We start from the raw sequence: 23642 nt of genomic DNA on the forward strand, positions 1-23642 counted from the left end.
TCCTGTGTGCGGCCCGGGCGTCAGGGCGCGGGGGCCGCGGCGGGCATCAGGCCGGCCGCGATGGGCCGGAAGTTGCGGAAGTCCCAGTCGCGGCCGGGCGCCGCGTCGATCAGGGCGCGTGTGTATTCATGGCGAGGCTCGGTCAGCACGGTTTCGGCGGAGCCGGTCTCCACGACCTTGCCCCGCTGCATCACCATGATGGTGTCGCAGATCTGCGCGGCCACTCGCAGGTCGTGCGTGATGAACAGCACGCCCACGCCGGTGCGCTGGCGCACCTGCTCCAGCAGTTCCAGCACCTGCGCCTGCACCGACACGTCCAGGGCGGACACGGCTTCGTCGGCCACCAGGATCTCCGGGTCCATGACCAGCGCGCGCGCGATGCAGATGCGCTGGCGCTGGCCGCCGGAGAACTGGTGCGGATAGCGGCGCATGGCGTCCGGGCTCATGCCCACGACGGTCAGGGTTTCTCCGGCGCGCTTGACCGCCTGCTCCCGCGGCATGCCGAAGTTGAGCAGACCCTCGATGATGGATTCGCCGACGGTGCGGCGCGGGTTGAGCGAACGGTACGGATCCTGGAACACGATCTGGATGCGGCGGCGCACGGGGCGCAGCGCGGATCCGGACAAGGTGCTCAGGTCTTCGCCGCCCATCATCATGTGGCCGGCCGTGGGTTCGATCAGGCGCACGATGCAGCGCGCCACCGTGGACTTTCCCGAACCGGATTCCCCCACGATGCCGAGGATTTCCCCCTTGCGCAGCGTCAGGTTCACGTCGGAGGCGGCGATGACGTTGTGCGCGGACTTGCGGGAAAACAGCGAGATCTTGCCGCCATAGGTTCGGCCCAGTCCCTTGACGTGCAGGACCGGCACGCCCGCGGGCGCGTCGCGTCGCGAGGGCACGAGGCTGGGCACCGACGAGACCAGCCGGCGGGTGTAGGACTGCTTGGGCTCGGCCAGGATTTCGTTGCGCGTTCCGCTTTCGATCAGGTCGCCGCGGTTCATGACGACGATGCGGTCGGCGATCTCGGCCACCACGCCGAAGTCGTGGGTGATGAACAGCACGGCCGTCTTGTGCTTGACCTGCAGTTCCTTGATCAGCGCCAGGATCTGCTTTTGCGTGGTGACGTCCAGCGCCGTGGTGGGTTCGTCGGCGATCAGCAGCTTGGGCTCCAGGATCAGCGCCATCGCGATGACGATGCGCTGGCGCTGGCCGCCCGACAACTGGTGCGGATAGGCCTCGAAGATGCGCTCGACGTCCGGCAGGTGCACCGACTGGAACATTTCCAGCACCTTGGCGCGGCGTTCGGCGGCCGACATATTCTTGCGATGCAGGCGCAGCACTTCGTCGACCTGCTTGCCCACCGTATGCACGGGGTTCAGCGCGGTCATGGGTTCCTGGAACACCATGGCCATGCGCGTGGCGCGCATCTCGCGCAGCCGTCGCTGCGTGGCGGTGGCGACGTCTTCGCCCTCCACGCGGACCGAGCCGGCGCTGATCTTGAGGATGCCTTGCGGCAGCAGGCCCATGACGGCCAGCGACGTGACGGACTTGCCCGAACCGGACTCGCCGACCACGCACACCGTTTCGCCGGCATGCACGTCCAGGCTCAGGTTGCGCACGACGCGGTTGCCGGCGCCGGCGACTTCCACCGACAGGTTGCGGATGGCCAGGATGGCGGACGAGGTATCGCCCGCGGGCGGGATGGGGGAGTAGGTCATCGGCATCAGATCCTGCGCACCATTTTCGGGTCCAGCGCGTCGCGCAAGGCGTCGCCCAGGATGTTCACGCTGAGCACGGTCAGCGACAGGAACAGCCCGGGAAAGAGAATCAGCCCGGGCAGCATGCGGAAGTACATGCGGCCTTCGGACATGATGTTGCCCCAGGACGCGATCTCGGGCGGAATGCCCGCGCCCAGGAAGCTCAGGATGGCCTCGGTCAGCATGGCGGATGCGAAGACGTAGGTGCCCTGCACGGTCAGCGGCGCGATGGTGCTTGGAACCATGTGGCGCCACAGCAGGAGCGGCAGCGGCGTGCCCAGCGCCAGCGCGGCCTCGACGTAGGGCTCGCCCCGCACCGTCAGGATCTGGCCGCGCACCAGCCGCACCACCCGCGGAATTTCCGGGATGGTGATGGCCACGAGCACTGTCGTGATGCTGGCGCCGGTGACCGACACCAGCGCGATCGCCAGCAGGATGCCGGGGATGGCCATGATGGCGTCCATGGTGCGCATGATCGGGCCGTCCAGCGAGCGGAACCATCCGGCGATCACGCCGATGACCAGCCCGATGGCAACGCTGACGACCGCCGCGCCCAGGCCGGCAATGAGCGAGATGCGGGCGCCGTAGGCCACGCGGGACCAGACGTCGCGGCCGAAGGCGTCCGTGCCCAGCAGGTAGTCCGTGAACGGCTGCTTCAGCCGCGCGCCCGGGTTCAGGAGCGTGGGGTCCACCGTGCCCAGCCAGGGCGCGAACAGGGCGATGGCGACGATCGCCGCCAGCACCACGAGCGCGAGCATGACGGGCCAGCTCTTGAGCCCCTGGCGGACTTGCCGCCAGGCGGTGATGTGGGGGCTGCCGCCTCCGGGGAGGTCGGCGGCCGCGTCGATTGGCGATTGCATGTTCATGGCGTCAGTACCTGATCCGCGGGTCGAACACCGTGTAGGCGCAATCGACGACAAGATTGATGAACACGTAGACGAACGCGAAGAAGAGCGTCAGGCCCTGGATGACGGGATAGTCGCGCGCCAGCACGGCTTCCACCACCAGCCGGCCCAGGCCGGGGATGTTAAACACCGATTCGGTCACGACCACGCCGCTGATCAGCAGCGCGATGCCCAGCCCCACCACCGTCGCGATGGGCACGGCCGCGTTGCGCAGGGCATGGCCCAGCAGCACGCCGGTTTCGCCCAGGCCCTTGGAGCGGGCCGTCCGGATGAAGTCCTCGCCCATGACCTCGATGACGCTGGTGCGCGTGATGCGCGCGATCAGCGCCACGTAGACCGTGGACAAGGCGAGCGATGGCAGGATGAGCCGGTGCAGGAACGGCCAGAAGCCTTTTTCAAGCGGCGTGTAGCCCTGGACGTTGAACCAGCCCAGCTTGATGGCGAACAGCCAGATCAGCAGGTAGCCCGTGACGAACACCGGCACCGAGAACCCCAGCACCGAAAAGCCCATCACCGCGCGGTCGAGCAGCTTGCCTTGCCGCCACGCCGCCAGGATGCCCAGCGGGATGGCGACGATCAGGGTGAAGGCCAGGGTCAGCACCGCCAGGCTCATGGACGGCTCCAGACGCTGCGCGATCAGCTTGGCGACCGGCACGCCGGACATCAGGGACGTGCCCAGATCGCCTTGCAGGAGCTTTGCGCCCCAGATGAAGAACTGCTTGATGACCGGCTGGTCCAGGCCCATCGTCTGCCGTATCTGGACGATACGTTCAGGCGTGGCGCCGTCGCCCGCCATGATGATGGCGGGATCTCCCGGGCTGAAACGCAATATCGCGAAGACCACCACCGCGACCATCACCAGAACGGGGATGGTCGCGAGGAGCCGGCGTGAGACAAATGCCAGCATGTAATTCCCCCTGTACCAGGGCCTGTTCACAGGCCCTTGCCCGTCAAGGGGCTTTTTTGACGTTCCAGAATGCGAAGACCGGCGCATGCACCAGGCCCGAGAGCTTGGTCGAGTAGACGGTGGGCACGGACATCTGGCCCAGCGGCACGTACAGGCCCTCGTCGATGCCGATGCGCTGCACTTCCTCGGCGATCTTCTTCTGTTCGGCGGGATCGGCGGTGAGCGCCATCTTCGTGCGCAATTCCTCGATCTGCGGGAAGTCGGGCCAGCCGAACCAGGCGTTGTCGCCGTTGGCCGCGGCCGGGGCGGAACGGACCGGATCCATCACGTCCGTGGCGTACCAGTTGGTGTTGTGGACGTTCCAGCCGCCTTCAGCCGGCGCCGATTTCGAGGCGCGGCGCGTGGCCACGCTCTGCCAGTCCATCGCCGCCAGGTTGACGTTGAAGCCGGCTTGGCGCAGCGCCTGGGCCATCACCACGGGCTGGGCGGACAAGGTGCCGACGTCGGTGGCGTGCATGACGAGGATGGGCGTGTTGTCGTAGCCGGCTTCCTTCAGGAGCGCCTTCGCCTTCTCGATGTTGGACGGGACGACCATCTCCTTGCCGATATCGCTTTCCAGCGGCGTGCCGCAGCCCCACAGCGAGGCGCAGGTCTTCCAGTACTTCGGATTGCCGACCAGCGCCTTCATCACGTCTTCCTGGCCGATCGCGTACATGGCGGCCTGGCGGATCTTCTTGTTGTTGAAGGGGGGGTACTTGAAGTTGAAGCGGTACATCGTGAAGTAGCCGACCGGGCTGAGCGACTCTTCCTTCAGGTCCTTGTTGCCTTCGATCATCGGCAGCAGGTCGTAGGGGAACTGCTCGACGAAGTCGATTTCGCCGCCGAGCAGCGCGTTGGCCGTGGTCAGGGCGTCGGGCATGACGTCCCATTCGACCCTGTCGACGTGGACGACCTTGCCGCCGGCCAGGCCGCTGACGGGCTCCTTGCGCGGCACGTAGTCGGCGTTCTTCGCGTAGACGGTCTTCACGCCCGGCTTGAACTCGATGACCTTGAAGGGGCCCGAGCCGGTCATGTCGGTGATGGGCTGGCCGATAGCCTGCTCCGCGATGCGCTTGGGCATCATGAAGGGCGCGGTGCCGGTGGGCTTGGACAAGGCGCGCAGCGCGAGGTCCGTGGGTTCTTTCATGACGATGCGGAAGGTCTTGGCGTCGACGGCTTCGATCTTGTCGGTGAACTTGAGCAGCGTGCGGCCCATGCCGTCGCCGGCGGCCCAGCGCTTGATCGAGGCGACGCAGTCTTCCGAGGTGACCGGCTTGCCGTCATGCCATTTCTGGCCGTCGCGCAGCGTCATGGTGTAGGTTTTGCCGTCGGGCGAGACTTCCCACTTCTCAAGCATCTGCGGCTGGACCTTGTTGTCGGCGTCGGTGGCCAGCAAGGTGTCGTAGATCATGTAGCCGTGCCACGTCGTGATGTACGCGGTGGTGGCGTGCGGATCGGTCAGGCGCAAAGGCGAGTGCATCACCGTCTTGATGACGGTCTCGGCGTAGGCGCCGTGGGCCATCATGAGGGTTGCGCCGGCCAACGCGGCCGCTCGGGCAAACTTGAGCATGTATTTCCCCTTGAAACGTAGTGAGCGGCGCTGTCGGCCGCTACATCGTTAACGCGCCGCGCAAGGGCGGCGCGCGAGGGTCAGGCGGTAGCGGGCCGGCCGCGAAACTCCGGTCCGCAAGGCGCCATTCTGATGCCGGGACGCAACCGTGTCCATGGTTGTTTTGCCGCATCCATAAGCATGGAGCCAGGGGCGGCGCAAACCAGGATCGTGTGCGCGATGGGCGTGAAATCCGCGCGAAAGTGCGCGGAGCTCTTGACCACCAGGATCGCGGCGCGCGTCGGTTCCACGCCCGCGAAGCGGAACATCTCCTGGTCCGCCATCTGCACCTTGTTCGAGGCGACGATGATGCGCACGCCGCCGATGCGCAGGCAGGCGCTGGGCCCCAGGTCCATGTGGAAACCGCGATAGAACGCGCCGTGCGTATCGAAGCGTCCCTCCGAAGTTTTCTCGACTATGAATTCGGTGTCCAGGGGTTCGTCGTCGGGAATACCCGAGTGTCCACCCAGTGCAATCCGAACCTTGTTTCCGGCGCCCGCGCGGTGCGCGGCAAGCGCGGCCGCGGGGTCGACGATCAGGCCGATGGCCGTGTCGCGCGCGTCATGCCGGATCAGCGCGCGCAGCACGCCGGTGGTGTCCGAGCTGCCGCCCGCGCCGGGGTTGTCCTGCGCGTCCGCGATAACGACGGGTTTGGCGGCGTCGCGCGCCAGGCGCATGGCTTCCTGCACGGCCTCGTCCGGCGTGTACAGCTTGCCGCCGAAGTCGCGCTCGGCGTTCAGCACGGCGCGCGCCAGTTCGTCCGCCGCCGCGTCGGCGTCGTCCTGCGTCGCGCCATAGGCCCACACCGTGGGCGCGCATTCGGGAAAGTCCGCGGCCGGGAAGCCGGTGGCGAACGACAGGCTGGTGGCGCCGCGCGCTTCGACTTCGCCCACCAGCTGGTACAGGCTGCGCGAGGGTTCGATGTCGGTGGATTGCCAGCACAGCGAGATCAGGTAGGGCAGGGCGCGCAAGGCCGCGTAGGGGCGCGGCACGCCCGCCAGCCGCATCGACAGCAGTCCGGCGGCGCGCTGGCCCGTTTCGGCCATGTCGATATGGGGGTAGGTCCGGTAGCAGACCAGCGCATCGGCGTGGCGGACCATCGCGCGGGTCACGTTGGCGTGCAGGTCCAGGCTGGCGACCACCGGCACGTCGGGGCCCACCAGGTCGCGCACGCGCTTGAGCAATTCGCCTTCGCCGTCGTCCAGGTGTTCGGTCACCATGGCGCCGTGCAGGTCCAGGTAGACCCCGTCCAGCGGCATGGCCAGGGACAGGCCCTGCAGGATCATCGCGCTGATGCGTTCGAACGCATCCTGGGTGACCGGCCCGGAGGGGCTGGCCGCGGCCCAGGTGGTGGGCAGGAGCGTGTGCTGCCCCATGGCTTCGATGAAGCCCGCCACCGGTATGTTGGCCCCCGCGACCGCCTGGAACATCGCGGGTCCGCTGACCAGCTTGGGCCAGCCTCCGCCCTTCTCCGCAAAATCTTCCCACGCCGCGCGCGACGGCGCGAACGTATTGGTTTCATGCTGAAAGCCGCCTATCCCGATGCGCATCAGGATTCCCCTTGTCGTATGGATGTTCTGGCAAACCGTCCCAAGCCGGGTCGCGCGGAGCCGGCTCCGCCGGTCCGCAGCGACGCCCCCCTGGGGGGGAAGCGCGCAGCGCTTCGGGGGGGGAAATCACTTAGCCACAGGCATGGTGAATTCGGCGCCCTTGGCGATGCTGTCCGGCCAGCGCTGCATCACGCTCTTGTAGCGCGAATAGAAGCGGATGCCTTCCTCGCCGTAGGCGTGGTGGTCGCCGAACAGCGAACGCTTCCAGCCGCCGAACGAATGCCAGGCCATGGGCACGGGAATCGGCACGTTGATGCCGACCATGCCCACCTTGATCTGGCGGGCGAACGCGCGCGCCACGCCGCCGTCGGAAGTGAAGCAGGCGACGCCGTTGCCGAATTCATGGGCGTTGATGAGTTCGACCGCGCTGGCGAAATCGGGCACGCGCACGATGCACAGGACCGGCCCGAAGATTTCTTCGCGGTAGATGTTCATCGCGGGCTTCACGTTGTCGAACAGCGTGCCGCCCAGGAAGAAGCCCTTCTCGTTGCCGGGCACCTTGAGGCCGCGGCCGTCCACCAGCAGGTCGGCGCCGGCGGCGATGCCGTCCTCGATGTAGCCCGTCACCTTGTTGCGGTGCTGCGCGGTGACCAGGGGGCCCATCTCGGCGTCCGGCTGCATGCCGTCCTTGACCACCAGCGCCTTCACGCGCGGGATCAGGCGCTCGACCACCTTGTCGGCCACGTCGCCCACCGCGACGGCCACGGAGATGGCCATGCAGCGCTCGCCGGCGGAGCCGTAGGCCGCGCCCATCAGCGCGTCGGTGACCTGGTCCAGATCCGCGTCGGGCATGACGACCAGGTGGTTCTTGGCGCCGCCGAGCGCCTGTACGCGCTTGCCGCGCCTGGTGCCTTCCGAATAGATGTATTCCGCGATCGGCGTGGAGCCCACGAAGGACAGCGCTTCGACGTCGGGGTGAGAGATCAGCGCATCCACGGCGAGCTTGTCGCCATGCACCACGTTGAAGACGCCGCCGGGCAGGCCGGCCTCGGTCAGCAGCTCGGCCAGGCGCAGGGAGGCGGACGGGTCGCGTTCCGACGGCTTGAGCACGAAGGTGTTGCCGCAGGCGATGGCCACGGGAAACATCCAGCAGGGCACCATCATCGGGAAGTTGAACGGCGTGACGCCGGCCACCACGCCCAGGGCCTGGCGCATGCTCCAGTTGTCGATGCCGCCGCCGATCTGGTCGGAGTACTGGCCCTTGAGCAGCTGCGGAATGCCGCAGGCGAATTCGACGATCTCGATCCCGCGCATCACTTCGCCCTTGGCGTCGGAGAACACCTTGCCGTGTTCGCGGGTGATCAGTTCGGCCAGTTCGTCCTGGTGCTTGTCCAGCAGCGCCTTGAAGTTGAACAGGATGCGGGCGCGCTTGAGCGCCGGGGTTTCGGACCAGGCCGGAAAGGCCTCTTTGGCGGCGGCCACGGCCAGCGCCACGTCCTCGACGGAGGCCAGCGGCACGGCGGAGGAGATCTCGCCGGTGGCGGGATCGAAGCCATCGGCGTAGCGGCTGCTGCGGCCTTCGTAGTGCTGGCCGTTGATGAAATGGGGGATCTTCTTCATGAGGTGCGGAACTCGAAGCGGGGGATTCGTCAAGAAAGCCCGCGGGCGGCCATCGGCCGCCCGCGGGACTGCGTTATCAAAGCATGCGGCCGCGCCGCGGGGCGGGAATGCCCATGTCAGGAAACTTCTTTCAGGACCCGGCCGATCTGGTCGAACAGCTGCCCGATCTGGGCCTCGTCGATGATCAGCGGGGGCGAGACGGCGATGATGTCACCGGTATAGCGCACCATCAAGCCGCTATCGAAGCACTTCTGGAAGACCTCGCCGGCGCGTGCGCCGGGGGCGCCGGCGCGCGGGGCCAATTCAATGCCGGCGACGAGGCCGAGGTTGCGCACGTCGATGACGTGCGGCGCGCCCTTCAGGCCGTGCGCGGCTTCCTGGAAGGCGGTGGACAGCTTGCGGGCGCGGCCGAACAGGTCTTCGCGGCGGTAGATGTCCAGCGTGGCCAGGATGGCGGCGGCGGCCAGGGGATGGGCGGAATAGGTGTAGCCGTGGAAGAACTCGATGCCGCCGGCGGGGCCGTTGACGATGGCGTCGTGGACTTCGCGCTTGACCGCGACCGCGCCGGCCGGCACGGCGGCGTTGCTGACGCCCTTGGCCATGGCGATGATGTCCGGCGTCACGCCGAAGAACTCGGAGGCCGTGGCGGCGCCCAGGCGGCCGTAGGCGGTGATGACTTCGTCAAAAATCAGCAGGATGCCGTGCTTGGAGGTGATCTCGCGCAGCTTTTCCAGGTAGCCCTTGGGCGGGATCAGCACGCCGGTCGAGCCGGCCATGGGTTCGACGATCACCGCGGCGATGGTGGAGGCATCGTGCAGCGCGACGATGCGTTCCAGCTCTTCGGCCAGATGGGCGCCCCAGGCGGGCTGGCCCTTGGAGTAGGCGTTCTGCTCCAGGTTGTGCGTGTGGGGCAGGTGGTCCACGGCGGGCAGCAGCGCGCCGGAGAAGGTCTTGCGGTTGGTCGAGATGCCGCCGACCGAGATGCCGCCGAAGCCCACGCCGTGATAGCCGCGCTCGCGGCCGATCAGGCGGGTGCGCTGGCCTTCGCCGCGCGCGCGGTGGTAGGCCAGGGCGATTTTCAGGGAGGTGTCGACGGACTCGGAACCCGAGTTCGTGAAGAAGACGCGGTCCAGGCCCTGCGGCATCAGGCCGGCTACGGCGGTGGCGGCTTCGAAAGCCAGGGGATGGCCCAGCTGGAAGCCTGGCGCGTAGTCCATGATGCCGGCCTGGCGGGAGATCGCCTCGACGATTTCCTGGCGGCCGTGGCCGGCGTTGACGCACCACAGGCCGGCGGTGCCGTCCAGGATCTGGCGGCCGTCCGCCGAGGTGTAGTGCATGCCTTTGGCCGTTGCCAGCATGCGCGGGTGAGCCTTGAACTGCTTGTTGGCAGTGAAGGGCATCCAGAGATGGGACAGGTCGGGCAACTGGGCGGGGGCGTTCATGATGACTCCAGGGGATGGACAACCGCGGGCCTGGCGCGAAGACTGTGCAGCCTGCGGGATTCAAATGATTCTGGTGCGTCCCGGGAGGAATGAAAATATACAATCCGCGCATTTGCCGCTAACTGTATAGTTATTAGCGGCACAACTGTACAGTTATCCCGTGATCGATTTCCAGCCCAACCGCGCCCGCGGTCTAGCGCCCACGCTTGTCGAGCAGTTGGTGGCCGCCATCCTGCGCGCCATCGAAGAGCAGACCTTGCGTCCGGGTATGTCCCTACCCTCGGTGCGCGAGTTCGCGCGCCAGTACGGCGTCAGCACCTTCACGGTGGCCAGCGCCTACAGCCGCCTGGTGTCGATGGGGTGGCTGGCGGCGCGACCCGGCGCGGGCTACCGGGTGGCCTCGCCGGAAGCGCCGGCGCGGCGGGCCGAGCCGCTGTCTTGGGAGCCTCCGCGCCTGAATGCCGGCTGGCTGCTGTCGGATATCTTTGCCGACCACTCCATTCCCATCAAATCGGGCTGCGGCTGGCTGCCGGGCGAATGGCTGAATGAAGAAGGGCTGCATGTGGCGCTGCGCCACATGGGGCGCGTGCCGGCGATGCGCATCGCGAACTACGGGCATCCTTATGGCTATGCGCCGCTGCGCGAGACCATCGCGGCCAGCCTGAGCGCGCAGGGCATGGAGGTCGAGGTATCGCAGGTGCTGCTGACGCAGGGCGTGACGCATGGCCTGGACATGGTGATCCGCACCCTGCTGCGGCTCGGCGACACCGTGGTGGTGGAGCAGCCGGCCTACGCCAATCTCCTGCAGATGTTGCGGCTGGCGGGCCTGCGCGTGGTGTCGGTGCCCAGGACTGTCGAGGGACTGGATTGCGAGGCCCTGGAGCGCGTGGCTGCCCAGCACCGGCCCCGCGCCCTGTTCGTCAATACCGTGCTGCAAAATCCCTCCGGCGCCAGCATCGGCATGGCCAACGCGTTTCGCATCCTGCAGGCGGCCGAGCGGCATGGCCTGTGGGTGGTGGAGGACGACATCTCGCGCGAGCTGGCGCCCGGCGTGACGCCCATGCTGGCCGCCCTGGACGGGGCGCGCCGGGTCGTCTACCTGGGCGGCTACTCGAAAGTCATCAGCCCGTCTGTGCGGGTGGGCTATGTGGTGGCGCACCGGGACCTGGCCCGCGACATCGCGCGCACCAAGATGGCGGTGGGCCTGACCTCGCCGGAGATCATGGAGCGCATCGTCCATCAGGTCATCCGCGAGGGCCGCTACCGTGCTCACATTGCGCGCACCCGCGAACGGCTCGCCGGGGCCCACGCGGGCGTGACCGGGCTGATGCGGCAGCACGGCTTCGAGATCTACGGCCGGCCGCAGGGGGGGCTGTTCCTGTGGGCCAAGGTGGCGGGCCAGTGGCGCGAATGCGGCGCCAACGGCCTGGCCGAGCTGGCGCTCAAGGACGGCATCTGGCTGGCGCCCGGCTCCTATTTCGAGGCGGACGAGGCCGACACCCCCTGGGTGCGCTTTAACGTGGCGTATTCCGAGGCGCCCGCGCTGTGGCGCTTCATGCGCAACGCGGGCGCGGCGTAGCGCCCGGGGTGGCCAGGCGCTCTAGGCGCGCTCGTAGGTGACGAAGTCGTAGTCGTAGCCGTTCTCGGCGGCTTGCGGCTCGCGCGCCGTTTCCTTCCACTGGAAGGACGGCAGCAGCGGGAAGAATGCATCGCCCTCGACCTCGGCGTGGACTTCGGTGGCCAGTACGCGCCGCGCCAGCGGCAGGGCTTGCGCGTAGATCTGCGCGCCGCCGATCACAAAGGCTTCTTCGATGTCGCCGCAGGCGGCCACGGCCGCTTCCAGCGTGGGCGCCAGAATCGCGCCCGCGGCGCTGAAGTCCGGATTGCGGCTGATCACGATATTGCTGCGGCCGGGCAGGGGGCGGCCCAGCGAGTCCCAGGTCTTGCGGCCCATGATGATGGGATGGCCCAGCGTGCTGCGCTTGAAATGCGCCAGGTCGCCCGGCAGCTTCCAGGGCAGGGCGTTATCGCGTCCGATGACGCGGTTGGCGGAGTAGGCGACGATCAGGGTAAGGCTGGCGGGCATTCGGGATTGCAGCGGTAGGGGTTCGGCCGGTTGGACGCCGTAAGCGTAGCAAATTTGCGCGCGGGCCCGGGCTGGCGTACCCGGTCAGCCCGTCGCGTGCTCCAGGAATTCGGTGGCGGGCATGGGCTTGCCCAGCAAAAAGCCTTGCAGCGAATCGCAGCCCAGGCCGGTCAGGAATTTCTGCTGCGCCGCGGTTTCGACGCCTTCGGCCACGATGCGCAGGTTCAATTGCTGCGCCAGCGCGATGATGGCCGAGACGATGGCGGCGTCCTCGTTGTCGTTGTCCAGCTGGTTCACGAAGCCGCGGTCGATCTTCAGCTCGGTGGCGGGCAGCCGCTTGAGGTACAGCAGGCTGGAGTAGCCCGTGCCGAAGTCGTCGATGGAGATGGTGACGCCCAGCGCGGACAGGCGCTTGAGCACGGCCAGGCTGGCCTCCGCATCGCGCATGGCGGTGGATTCGGTTACTTCCAGGGTCAGGCAGGCCGGCGGAACGTCATGCCGCGCCAGCGCCGAGCGCACCGTTTCAACCAGGCTGGCATGGGCGAATTGCAGTGCCGAGATGTTCACGGCGATGGTCCAGTGCCCCTGGCCGGCATCGATCCATTCCCGCATCTGGCGGCAGGCTTCGTTGATGACCCATTCCCCGATGGGCAGGATCAGGCCGGTCTTTTCCGCCGTGGGTATGAACTGGTCCGGACCCACCAGGCCGCGAGTGGGGTGGTTCCAGCGCAGCAGCGCCTCCGCTCCCATGATGGGGCCGGCGGGCGCTTCGTACTTGGGCTGGTAATGCAGCACGAACTGGTCCCGCTCCTGCGCCAGACGCAGGTCGTGCAGCAGCTCGATCTGCTCGTGCGCGTCCGCGTTCATCGACGGTTCGAAGAAACTGTAGCCGGTGCCGCCCAGGCGCTTGGCGTGGTACATGGCCGCGTCGGCGTTCGTCAGCAGGGCGTGGGTGTCTTCGCCGTCGTTCGGGTAGACGGCGATGCCCACGCTCGAGGTCACCAGCACTTCGTGCCCATAGACCATGACGGGGCGGGCGATAGCCTCGATCAGCCGGTCGGCCACGTTGGCGGCGTCGGTCGGCTCGATCACTTCGCTCAGGACGATGAACTCGTCGCCGCCCAGGCGGGCAACCGTGTCCTGCGTGCGCAGGGCCTGCCGGATGCGCTGGGCCAGGTCGATCAGCAGGGCGTCGCCGGTGTGGTGGCCGTAGGCGTCGTTGACCGCCTTGAAACCGTCCAGGTCGAAGAACAGCACGGCGAAATAGCCCTTGCGCCGGCTGGCGCTTTCGATGGCCTGCTCCAGCCGGTCTTCCAGCAGGATGCGGTTGGGCAGTTTGGTCAGGGTGTCGTGCAGCGCCAGCTGCACCAGCTCTTCGTTGGCTTCGGCAAGCGAAGACGCCAGGGCGGAGGTGCGGGCCTCCAGCCGGTTGTCCAGCACGGCGACGACCAGGGCGATGGCCAGCACGCTCAGGGTCACGGCGGTCACCGCGATGGCCAGCCAGCCGGCGGACAGGCCGCCGTCGGCGGCCATGCAGATGCTGCCGGCGGGAAAGCCCGCGGCTTCCATGCCCGTGTAGTGCATGCCGACGATGGCCAGGCCCATGACCACGGCGGCCAGCGGCCGGGACAGCGCCACGCGCGGCCCGTCGTGGCGCAGGCGATAGGTGATCCACAGCGCCGCGCCCGAGGCGCCCACCGCGATGGCGATGGACAGCGCGAACCATATCGGATCGTAGTCGATGCCGGGCGCCATGCGCATCGCGGCCATGCCGATGTAGTGCATCGCGGCGATGCCCGCGCCCATCAGCAGCGCGCCGATCGCCAGCCTGCGCCAGGGCAGTTCGTCCTTGCAGACGATCCACAGGGCGAAGGCCGAGCAGCCGATCGCGATGGCCAGGGAGAGTCCCGTCAACGGCAGGTCATAGCCCATGGGAATGGGCAGGGTGAAAGCCAGCATGCCGACGAAATGCATGGACCAGATGCCGATGCCCATGGCGAACGCGCCGCCGGCCAGCCAGTATCGCGCGGCGGGCAGCCCATTCGCGGCCCTGACGCGGTTGGCCATCCCCAACGCCGTGTATGACGCCAGGATGGCGACCCCTAGGGATACGAGGACGAGCGAAGGGTTATAAGTTCCAACGAGCATTTGTGGGGTCCTGTCCTGAGCGCATACAGCCGCCGCGCGGGCCTTAATTCAATTCAATTCAATTGGTAGTCAACAGTTGCAACCCGGGTCGCAAGGAAGATCCTGCTATCGACGCTGGCGATTCTGACACTCTCTGGTAGGGATTGGGGGATGCGGCTGAGCAACGCCAGCGGTCGGCGTTGCCCGGCGCGTGCCCGGATTCGCGGCAAGCGGCAGGCACGGCGCGCCAGTGGCCGGTCGGAAGCCATGGGGCGTGCGGCATGCTGGACGCGCGTCCGTGGCTAAGGGATGGGTTATACCGAAATCGGGCTTCCAGAAGCTCACCAATCTTCACCTGCCGCCGGTGAGCGCGGGGAATTCGCCGCCGGGCGGGCGCCCGGCGTGTCGTCGCGGTGTTCGGGCAGGCCGCCGCGGGCGGCCTGCGCCGGCGTGCTCAGACGGCCATGGCCGCCGTGAGCGGAGCGTGATGGGTATAGCCGGAAAGCGAGAAATCGCCCGGTTCCACCTTTTCCAGCCACTCGGGTTCGTAGCGGCCTGTAACGGCGAAATCGGGAATGCGATCCGACAGCACCAGCCGGGGCGACTCGTAGGGCTCGCGCTTGAGCTGTTCGCGCAGCATCGGCAGGTGGTTCTCGTAGATGTGGGCGTCGCCGATGAAGTAGGTGAACCAGCGCGGGGTGTAGCCGGTCAGGCGGCCCACCAGGTGCAGCAGCGCCGCGCCTTCCGTCAGGTTGAACGGCGTGCCCAGGCCCACGTCGTTGGAACGGATATACAGGCAGAGCGAGATCTCTCGGGTCGTCGCGTTGGGCAGGAACTGATAGAGCAGATGGCACGGAGGCAGCGCCATTTCCTCTATCTGGGCCCAGTTCCAGCCATGGAACAGGATGCGGCGGTCGCCCGGGCGCTCATGGATGGTGTCCAGGCACTGCCGCAGCTGGTCCACCGCCTTGTACAGCAGCACCTTGGGCACGCCGCCTTCCTCAAGCTCGGCCACCTTGGCGTAGCCGCGCGACAGGGCGTCTTCGATCTGTGCCGGGCGGCTGGCGTCCAGCATCTTGTAGGCCGGCCACTGGCGCCATTGCACGCCGTACACGGGCCCCAGGTCGTCCGGGCCTTCGCGGTACGGGTTGGCCAGCCACTGGCTGTTCTCGTTGGCGTTCTGGTCCCAGACCTTGCATCCGAGCTCGCGGAATTCCGCGGCGCTGCGCGAGGCGCGCATGAAACCCACCATCTCGCCGATGGCGGACTTGAACGCCAGCTTCTTGGTGGTGACGGCGGGGAACCCTTTTTGCAGGTCGAAGCGCAGCGAGGCGCCCGGCATGCTCAGGGTGCGTATGCCCGTCCGGTTTTCCTGCCACGCGCCGGTGTCCAGGATGGATTGAACGAGGTCCAGGTATTGTTTCATGGCGGTCCTTGTGTTCGCCCGCTTGGGTGACGCAGACTGGCCGCCGCGACCGGATCGCGGCGGCGCTTATAAAAGATAGGGATAAGTCGGATTACACCACGCCGCGGGCGAGGCTCAGGCGGCGGCCGCGGCTTCCTGCGTGTCGACGATCTCGACCGAGAACGTCAGCGCCGCGGTCTTCTCCAGCATGGCCGAGGCCGAGCAGTATTTTTCGTGGGAAAGCTGCACGGCGCGCTCCACCGCGGCGCGCGGCAGGTTGCGGCCGGTGACGGTGAACGCGAAATGGATGCGCGTGAAGACCTTGGGGTCGGCGTCGGCGCGGTCGGCCTGGAGCTTGACGCTGCAGCCGCTGACCGCGTGGCGGCCGCGCTTGAGGATCAGCACCACGTCGTAGGCGGTGCAGCCGCCCGTGCCGGCCAGCAGCATTTCCATCGGGCGGGGCGCAAGATTGTGTCCGCCGCCGTCCACGGCGCCGTCCATCACGGCCACGTGGCCGCTGCCCGTGCTGGCGGTAAAGAGCATGCCGTTGGGGCCGCCCCAGTCGATCGTGCATTCCATTTTGTCGTGTCCTTGAGCTTGAGCGCAGTCAATGGTTGATGATACCTGTTGCGTACAATTCCAGGCACGAGAGCCCCGCCCCGCATCAGGGGTGTGTGCGCCAGTTTTGTCTAGGAGTTGTCATGTCCACCACCCTGTTCCGATCCGGCCCCGCTTCCTTCCTGCGCCGCGCGAGCCCCCTGGATGCCTTGCTGGCCGAAGCTGACCGCGCGCTGCGGGTATTGTCCGGAAGCGCGTCCGCCGGCCGGCCCTATCCGGCGAAGGCGGAGGAGGCCCCGCAGGCCATGTCGGCGCAAGAGAAGCGGCACGCCGCCGGACTGATGCGGGTGAATCATGTCGGCGAGGTCTGCGCCCAGGCGCTGTACCGCGGCCAGGCGTCCGTCTGCCGCGAACCGGCGCCCCGCGCATTGCTGCTGAATGCCGCCGCCGAGGAAGTGGACCACCTGGTCTGGTGCAATCAGCGCCTGGACGAGCTGGGCAGCCGGCCCAGCCTGCTCAATCCGGTCTGGTACGCCGGTTCGTTCGCACTGGGCGTACTGGCCAGCGTCGCGGGCGTGCCTCGCAACCTGGGTTTCATGGCCGAAACCGAGAAGCAGGTCGAGGCGCATCTGGAAGAGCATCTGCGCACCTTGCCGGTGCAGGACGAACGGTCGCGCCAGATCGTGCAAAAGATGAAGGAAGACGAGGCCCAGCACCGCGCCAGCGCTGAAGAGGCGGGGGGCGTGCCGCTGCCCGCGCCCGTGAAAATGGCCATGCGGGCCATGTCCAAGGTCATGACGAGCACCGCTTACTGGATCTGAAAGCAGCGCGGCCGAAAATGCTGCAATGCGCAAAATCGGCCGCATCATGGTGCCATCCGCACTATTTTGGTGCAAAAACCAGGGTGGGATTACCCGCTGTGGTCTAGGGTAAGTCCGCAAGGGGTTAACCCCTTCGGCAAAAACCCGGTTTTCGTTAAGGTCATTGATTGGCGCGGGTCTTCAGGGGGCGGGGCGGAAATTTGCAGCAAAAACGCAACGCGGATTCGGGCCAGGAAAAGAGATCAAAAAAATTCTTGCATCGCACAAAAAACCTCGGTACTATTCAGTCATCGGATGTTGAAACGCAGACGGCGCGGTGAAAAACCCCGAATGCGCGGCGAGCAGAAATCCCGCTCCCCAACATGCCACGGTTGTCTCCTCCACCCTCCTCCTTTGGTGGATTTAGCCCGAGATCTCACGATCTCGGGCTTTTTTTTCGCCCCAATTAATGCGTCCCTATTTTATGCGGGGCCGAGCTCGCGCTTGAACCGGGCGGCATTGTTCCGCTATGGCAGTCTTCGCGTTTTCCCTGGGATATTTCGCGTGCGCCAGGGCGGAAAGCTCTACAATCTCCTCATGAAACCTGTATTTCCGCGCGTCCGCGGTGTTGTTGCATCAGCGCCTTCCAAACGCAGGCTCGCCGGCGCACAAGCGGCGCCGCCCCGGGTGTTACGTTCTGTGCCGCGGAATTGCACTTCCTTATCCCTCCCATATATGGGCGTTACACCTGCCTCCGATAATGGCGGGCCTGTCTCGATAGACCAACCAGAGGTGATCCTGTGACCTGGCTGTACATATGCGTGGTCGCGTTCATGGTGGGGGGACTCATCGTGGCGTCCGAGCGCTGGCATGGCGCTTTTACCGGCGACAGCGACCTCAACAAGCCCCAAGCCAACCATTCCCGCGCCACGCCCCGCGTCGGCGGACTGGCCGTGCTTGCGGGTACGCTCGCGGGCCTTCTGGTGCTCGGCCCCAGCAACATGACCCTGACCTGGCTTTGGCCGGCGCTGTTCGTTGCCGCGCTGCCCGTGTTCGTGGCCGGCCTGCTTGAAGACATCACGAAAGACATCGGCGCCAGCAAGCGCCTGCTGGCCGCCTTCCTGTCCGCCGCGATCGCCTGGTGGCTGCTGGGCGGCGTGAGCCGCGTGGGCATGGCGCCCGTGGATTACGTCCTGTCGTTCTGGCCGGTATCGCTGCTGTTCACCATGTTCGCGGTCGGCGGCTGCACGCATGCGCTGAACATCGTGGACGGCATGAACGGCCTGGCCGGCATGGTCGCCACCCTGATGGCGGTGTCGATCAGCCTGGTGGCCCTGCAGGTGGGCGACGTGCCGATCTTCCTGGTGGCTGCCGCGCTGGCCTCGGCCACGCTGGGCTTCCTGGTCTGGAACTTCCCGTTCGGGCGCGTGTTCCTGGGCGATGGCGGCGCGTACTTCCTGGGCTTCATGCTGGCCGAGCTGGCGGTGCTGCTGGTGGTGCGCAATCCGTCGGTGTCGCCGTTCTACGCCCTGGCGGTGCTGTTCTACCCCGTATTCGAAACCGGTTTTTCGATCTGGCGCCGCCGCTTCAAGCGCGGCGTGCCGGTGGACCAGCCGGATGCGCTGCACTTGCACCAGCTGGTTTTCCGCCGACTGGTCCGCGTGACCTTCAGCCGTGGCCGGCGCCATGCCGTGCCGGCGCTGTGCAACGCGCTGGCGTCCCCGTACATGTGGGTGCTTGCGCTGATCGGGCTGGTGCCGGCCACGATCTGGTGGGACAACGCCTGGGCCCTGAGCGCCAGCCTGGTTGTGTTCGCCAGCGTCTACATCTGGCTGTATGCGCGATTGGTGTCCTGGCGCCGTCCGGGCTGGCTGCTGTTGCCGTCAGTCTTGCGAACCACCGACTAGTTTGAGCGCCCCGGCGACCGCCGCCGGGGGCTCGGTTATCTATCACCCGACCATATTTAAAATGCCGTAATCGTTCTACGGTGAAGGGAGAGTTATGTTGCGAATTCAGGATGTGAAACTCGCTGTCGTTGGCCTCGGCTACGTCGGTCTGCCCTTGGCGGTGGAATTCGGCAAGAAGCGCTCGGTCATCGGGTTCGATATCAATACGCGCCGCATCGACGCGCTGAAGGCCGGACACGACCACACGCTGGAAGTCAGCGACGCCGAGCTGGCGCAAGCCGCCCAACTGACCTACACCGCCGACCGCGCCGAACTGGGCCAGGCCAACGTGTTCATCGTGACCGTGCCCACCCCGATCGACGAATACAAGCAGCCGGACCTCACGCCGCTGGTCAAGGCCAGCGAGACCATCGGCGCCGTGCTCAAGCGCGGCGACATCGTCATCTATGAATCCACCGTCTATCCGGGCGCGACCGAGGAAGACTGCGTGCCGGTGCTCGAACGCGTGTCGGGCCTGAAGTTCAACGTGGACTTCTACGCCGGCTACAGCCCCGAGCGCATCAACCCGGGCGACAAGGAACACCGCGTCAGCACGATCAAGAAGGTCACCTCCGGCTCCACGCCCGAAGTGGCTGAGCTGGTCGACCAGCTCTACAAGCAGATCATCACCGCCGGCACCCACAAGGCCTCCAGCATCCGCGTGGCCGAAGCCGCCAAGGTGATCGAGAACACGCAGCGCGACGTGAACATCGCGCTGATCAACGAACTGGCCCTGATCTTCAACAAGATGGGCATCGACACCGAAGCCGTGCTCGCCGCCGCGGGCACCAAGTGGAACTTCCTGCCGTTCCGCCCGGGCCTGGTGGGCGGCCACTGCATCGGCGTGGACCCGTACTACCTGACGCACAAGGCGCAATCCATCGGCTACCACCCCGAGATCATCCTGGCGGGCCGCCGCCTGAACGACTCGATGGGCGGCTACGTGGTGTCGCAGCTGGTCAAGACCATGACCAAGAACCGCATCCATGTGCAGGGCGCGCGCGTGCTGGTGATGGGCCTGGCCTTCAAGGAAAACTGCCCCGACCTGCGCAACACGCGCATCGTGGACATCGTCCGTGAACTGGGCGACTACAACGTCGACGTGGACGTCTATGACCCGTGGGTCGACGCCGAGGAAGCCGTGCACGAATACGGCCTGACCCCGGTGGACAAGCCCGAGGAAGGCAAGTACGACGCCGTGATCCTCGCGGTGGCGCACCACCAGTTCAAGGCGATGGGCGCGGAGGGCATCCGCAAGCTCGGCAAGGCGCAACACATTCTTTACGACCTGAAGTACGTGCTGTCGCCCGCCGAATCCGATCTGCGTCTGTAAAGGATTTCGCAATGACCACACGTTTTGAGACCATCACCCAGGAACTGTCCGCCCACCCGCGCAAGTGGCTGGTGACCGGCTGCGCCGGCTTCATCGGTTCGAATCTGCTGGAAACCCTGCTCAAGCTGGGCCAGTCCGTGACCGGCCTGGACAACTTCGCCACGGGCCATCAGCGCAACCTGGACGAGGTGCGCGCCTCGGTCTCCCCCGAGCAATGGGCGCGCTTCACCTTCGTGGAAGGCGACATCCGCGACCTGGACGCATGCCGCCGCGCCACGGAAGGCGCGGACTTCGTGCTGCACCAGGCCGCGCTGGGTTCGGTGCCGCGTTCGCTGAACGATCCGATCACCACCAACGAGGTGAACATCGGCGGCTTCCTGAACATGCTGGTGGCCGCTCGCGACGCCAAGGTGAAGTCGTTCGTCTATGCGGCTTCCAGTTCGACCTACGGCGACCATCCGGCGCTGCCCAAGGTGGAAGAGAACATCGGCAAGCCCCTGTCGCCTTACGCCGTGACCAAGTACGTGAACGAGCTGTACGCCGACGTGTTCGCGCGGTCGTATGGCTTCGAGACCGTGGGCCTGCGGTACTTCAACGTGTTCGGCAAGCGCCAGGACCCTGACGGCGCCTACGCCGCCGTGATCCCGAAGTGGACCGCCGCGATGATCCAGGGCAAGGACGTCACCATCAACGGCGACGGCGAGACCAGCCGCGACTTCTGCTTCGTGGACAACGCGGTGCAGGCCAACATCCTGGGCGCGATGGCCGCGCCGGAAGCGCGCAACCAGGTCTACAACGTGGCCGTCAGCGGCCGCAGCACCCTGAATGAACTGTTCAGCTTCCTGGTGCAGGCCCTGGGCAACCAGGGTGTGGCCTACGCCAAGCAGCCGGTGTACGCGGACTTCCGCGCCGGCGACGTGCGCCACTCGCAGGCGGACGTGAGCAAGGCGGGCCGCCTGCTGGGCTATGCGCCGTCGCACACGGTGCTGCAAGGCCTGGAAGTGGCCATGCCCTGGTACACGCAATTCCTGCGTTGATTTGAAAGCACTCATCCGAAAACTCGGCAACATCCACCCGGACCATCAGCGCATATTCAAGGGCGCGTTCCGGGTGGCCGTGTTCCTGTTGCTGGGCAAGGCCGCCGGCGCCATCAAGGAGATGGCGGTGGCGTACCGCTACGGCGTCAGCGACGCCGTCGACGCCTACCAGTTCACGATGACCATGGCCACCTGGCTGCCGGTCACGATCGTGGGCGTGCTGTCGGTGGTGCTGATTCCGGTGCTGGTGCGGCTGCGCCGCGCCGAGGACGCCGAACGAAAACAATTCATCCACGAGCTGCAAGGATGGGTCGCGGCGGCAGGCGTCGCGCTGGCCATCCTGACATGGTTCGCCTGGCCCTACGTGGCCAACGGGCTGGGCCAGGGCCTGTCCGCGCGCGTGCGCGAGATGACGGGCGACCTGCTGCTCGCCTTTGCCCCCGTGTCGGCCTTGCTGCTGATCGCCGGCATCAGCGCCGCGCGCCTGCGCGCCCAGGAGCGGCACGTCAACACCTTGCTGGACAGCGTGCCCGCCGTGGCGACGCTGGCCTGGGTCATGCTGGCCGTCAGCGTCGATGGCGTCGGGCCGCTGCTGTGGGGCACGCTGGTTGGCTACGCCATCCAGACCGTCTGGCTGGCCTGGCTGGCGGCGCGCGCCGACGGCGGGTTCTGGGGCGCGCCGCGCCTGACCCTGCGCTCGCCGCACTGGCCCGAACTGATGAGCGCCGCCGGCGTGATGCTGATCGGCCAGGTGGCCATGAGCTTTGTCGGACCGCTGGACCAATACGCCGCCGCCAACCTGGGCGCCAACGCCAACGCCACGCTGGGCTATGCCAGCCGGCTGCTGTCCCTGCTGCTGGGCATCGGGGCGGTGTCCGTGGGCCGCGCCGCGCTGCCCGTGCTGGCCGATGTGCAGGCCCGCGGCGACACCGCGCGCGCGCGCGGCATGGCGCTCAAATGGTCGGTGCTGATGGTGGGCGCGGGCGCCGTCGCGGTTGCGGTGGGCTGGGTGCTGGCGCCGAGGGGCGTGTCGGTGCTGTTCCAGCGCGGCGCGTTCACCGCCGAAAATACCGAAGCCGTCGCGCATGTGCTGCGCTGGGGGCTGTTGCAACTGCCGTTCTACTTCGGCGTGCTGATCCTGGTGCAGTTGCTGGCCAGCCAGAACCGCTACCGGATCATGGCCGCCATCGCGGTCGCCAATTTTGCGCTGAAGGCCGTGCTGAACACCGTGCTGGCGCCCAGGATGGGCGCGGCCGGGATCATGCTGGCCACCAGCCTCATGTATGTGCTGTCCTTCGCCTGCTACCTGGTGGTGGCGATGCGCAAGGCTGAACCCAGGAAGGCCGATTGAATGTCCGTAGCCGACTCCGCCCGCCCGATGCGCGTGTTGCTGTTCATCCATTCGCTGCATGGCGGCGGCGCTGAACGGGTCGCCGCCGACCTGAGCGCCCACTGGGCCGGCATGGGCCGCGAGGTCATGGTGGTGACGCAGGCCGGCGCCGAGGGCGACGCCTACACGCTGCACCCCAAGGTCCGCCGCGAAATCCTCCATACGGCGGGCGAGGGCGGGGGGCTGCGCGGCATCTGGGGCAATGTGCAGCGCGTGCGCGCGCTCCGCCGGGTGGTCAAGGCCTTCCGGCCCGACATCGTGCTGGGCATGATGACGACGGCGTCCGTGCTGTCCGTGCTCGCCTGCGCGGGCCTGGGCTGCCGCGTGATCGCCACCGAGCATACGCATCCGCCGTCCCAGGCCCTGTCGGGATTCTGGCAGCGCCTGCGCCGCCTGACCTATCCGCGCGCCGCGCGCGTGGTGGCGTTGACCCGCGGCACCGCCGACTGGCTGGAACGGCATGTGCCGGGCTCCAGGCTGGCGGTCATACCCAATCCCGTCCACTTCCCGCTGCCGCGCGCCGAGCCCATCCTGACCCCGGTCGCGGGCGATGGGCGCAAGCGCCTGCTGGCGGTCGGGAGGCTGCATGCGGACAAGGGGTTTGACCTGCTGATCCAGGCCTACGCGCAATTGGCGGCATCGCATCCCGACTGGGATCTGGTTATTCTGGGCGAGGGCGAAGAACGCCCGGCGCTGGAGGCGCAGGTGCGCGAGACCGGGCTGGAATCGCGCATCGCGATGCCCGGGCGCGCCGGCAATGTCGGCGACTGGTACGACAGCGCCCAGTTGTATGTGCTGACGTCGCGCTTTGAAGGCCTGTCCAATACCTTGCTCGAATCCATGGCCAGCGGACTGGCCGCCGTGTCATTCGATTGCGACACGGGCCCGCGCGAGATCGTGCGCGAAGGCGTCGACGGCGTGCTGGTGCGGCCCAATGGCGACGTGCCCGCCTTGTGCAAGGCGCTGGCTGCCGTCATGAGCGATGACGACGGCCGCTTGCGCATGGGGCAGGCGGCAACAGAGGTGCGCGACCGGTTTTCGGCCGCGCGCGTACTGCGGAAATGGCAGGAAATTTTTGACGATGCGCGCGGCTAGGGCCGCGCAACGCATCGTTGCTACGGTGACCACGAG

Annotated in this window: 18 protein-coding genes; 7 read left to right on the forward strand and 11 right to left on the reverse strand. The window is 67.0% G+C overall.

Going from position 1 to position 23642, the window contains the following annotated elements; genetic code table 11:
- Positions 1–20: 20 nt before the first annotated feature.
- From ACFWP0_RS06940 to ACFWP0_RS06970, 7 genes are all read right to left on the reverse strand, one after another.
- Complete coding sequence (locus ACFWP0_RS06940) at positions 21–1718, reverse strand: ABC transporter ATP-binding protein (protein ID WP_377840727.1); 1698 nt, start codon at positions 1716–1718, stop codon at positions 21–23.
- 5 nt (positions 1719–1723) lie between these two features.
- Complete coding sequence (locus ACFWP0_RS06945; RefSeq protein WP_377840729.1) at positions 1724–2623, reverse strand: ABC transporter permease; 900 nt, start codon at positions 2621–2623, stop codon at positions 1724–1726.
- Positions 2624–2627: 4 nt separating this feature from the next.
- The gene (locus ACFWP0_RS06950) at positions 2628–3569 is read right to left on the reverse strand and encodes an ABC transporter permease (protein WP_377840731.1); all 942 of its coding nucleotides are present in this window, start codon (positions 3567–3569) and stop codon (positions 2628–2630) included.
- A 43-nt stretch (positions 3570–3612) separates the two neighbouring features.
- Complete coding sequence (locus ACFWP0_RS06955; RefSeq protein WP_377840732.1) at positions 3613–5178, reverse strand: ABC transporter substrate-binding protein; 1566 nt, start codon at positions 5176–5178, stop codon at positions 3613–3615.
- An 80-nt stretch (positions 5179–5258) separates the two neighbouring features.
- Positions 5259–6767 (reverse strand): M81 family metallopeptidase, encoded by a 1509-nt coding sequence (locus ACFWP0_RS06960; protein ID WP_377840734.1) that lies wholly within the window; start codon positions 6765–6767, stop codon positions 5259–5261.
- Between the two features lie 126 nt (positions 6768–6893).
- Positions 6894–8387 carry a CoA-acylating methylmalonate-semialdehyde dehydrogenase gene (locus tag ACFWP0_RS06965; RefSeq protein WP_377840735.1) on the reverse strand — a complete coding sequence of 498 codons (1494 nt, stop codon included), beginning with the start codon at positions 8385–8387 and terminating at the stop codon, positions 6894–6896.
- A gap of 116 nt (positions 8388–8503) precedes the next feature.
- Positions 8504–9829 carry an aspartate aminotransferase family protein gene (locus tag ACFWP0_RS06970; RefSeq protein ID WP_377840737.1) on the reverse strand — a complete coding sequence of 442 codons (1326 nt, stop codon included), beginning with the start codon at positions 9827–9829 and terminating at the stop codon, positions 8504–8506.
- Between the two features lie 160 nt (positions 9830–9989).
- Here ACFWP0_RS06970 and ACFWP0_RS06975 point away from each other — a divergent pair, with 160 nt between their 5' ends.
- Positions 9990–11408: a PLP-dependent aminotransferase family protein gene (locus ACFWP0_RS06975; RefSeq protein ID WP_377840738.1), complete on the forward strand. Its 1419-nt coding sequence runs from the start codon at positions 9990–9992 to the stop codon at positions 11406–11408.
- A gap of 21 nt (positions 11409–11429) precedes the next feature.
- Here ACFWP0_RS06975 and ACFWP0_RS06980 read toward each other — a convergent pair whose 3' ends face one another.
- From ACFWP0_RS06980 to ACFWP0_RS06995, 4 genes are all read right to left on the reverse strand, one after another.
- Positions 11430–11915: a dihydrofolate reductase gene (locus tag ACFWP0_RS06980; protein WP_377840739.1), complete on the reverse strand. Its 486-nt coding sequence runs from the start codon at positions 11913–11915 to the stop codon at positions 11430–11432.
- Between the two features lie 84 nt (positions 11916–11999).
- Positions 12000–14063, reverse strand: coding sequence for a putative bifunctional diguanylate cyclase/phosphodiesterase (locus tag ACFWP0_RS06985; protein WP_377840741.1), 2064 nt, complete (start codon positions 14061–14063; stop codon positions 12000–12002).
- A gap of 433 nt (positions 14064–14496) precedes the next feature.
- Complete coding sequence (locus ACFWP0_RS06990; RefSeq protein WP_377840742.1) at positions 14497–15468, reverse strand: thymidylate synthase; 972 nt, start codon at positions 15466–15468, stop codon at positions 14497–14499.
- 114 nt (positions 15469–15582) lie between these two features.
- Positions 15583–16026, reverse strand: coding sequence for an OsmC family protein (locus ACFWP0_RS06995; RefSeq protein ID WP_377840743.1), 444 nt, complete (start codon positions 16024–16026; stop codon positions 15583–15585).
- Between the two features lie 122 nt (positions 16027–16148).
- Between ACFWP0_RS06995 and coq7 the strand changes: the two genes are divergently transcribed.
- The 6 genes from coq7 to ACFWP0_RS07025 all read left to right on the forward strand — a co-directional run bounded on the left by coq7 (position 16149) and on the right by ACFWP0_RS07025 (position 23606).
- Complete coding sequence (coq7, locus tag ACFWP0_RS07000; protein WP_377840745.1) at positions 16149–16826, forward strand: 2-polyprenyl-3-methyl-6-methoxy-1,4-benzoquinone monooxygenase; 678 nt, start codon at positions 16149–16151, stop codon at positions 16824–16826.
- A gap of 779 nt (positions 16827–17605) precedes the next feature.
- The gene (locus ACFWP0_RS07005) at positions 17606–18712 is read left to right on the forward strand and encodes a glycosyltransferase (RefSeq protein ID WP_056325286.1); all 1107 of its coding nucleotides are present in this window, start codon (positions 17606–17608) and stop codon (positions 18710–18712) included.
- A gap of 94 nt (positions 18713–18806) precedes the next feature.
- Positions 18807–20084 carry a Vi polysaccharide biosynthesis UDP-N-acetylglucosamine C-6 dehydrogenase TviB gene (gene tviB / locus ACFWP0_RS07010; protein WP_377840746.1) on the forward strand — a complete coding sequence of 426 codons (1278 nt, stop codon included), beginning with the start codon at positions 18807–18809 and terminating at the stop codon, positions 20082–20084.
- Positions 20085–20095: 11 nt separating this feature from the next.
- Positions 20096–21121 carry an SDR family oxidoreductase gene (locus tag ACFWP0_RS07015; RefSeq protein ID WP_377840748.1) on the forward strand — a complete coding sequence of 342 codons (1026 nt, stop codon included), beginning with the start codon at positions 20096–20098 and terminating at the stop codon, positions 21119–21121.
- 1 nt (position 21122) lies between these two features.
- The gene (murJ, locus tag ACFWP0_RS07020; RefSeq protein ID WP_377840749.1) at positions 21123–22472 is read left to right on the forward strand and encodes a murein biosynthesis integral membrane protein MurJ; all 1350 of its coding nucleotides are present in this window, start codon (positions 21123–21125) and stop codon (positions 22470–22472) included.
- Positions 22473–23606: a glycosyltransferase family 4 protein gene (locus tag ACFWP0_RS07025; RefSeq protein WP_377840750.1), complete on the forward strand. Its 1134-nt coding sequence runs from the start codon at positions 22473–22475 to the stop codon at positions 23604–23606.
- The last annotated feature ends 36 nt before the right edge of the window (positions 23607–23642 follow it).

Source organism: Achromobacter sp. NPDC058515 (assembly GCF_042721735.1).
GTDB lineage: Bacteria > Pseudomonadota > Gammaproteobacteria > Burkholderiales > Burkholderiaceae_B > Achromobacter.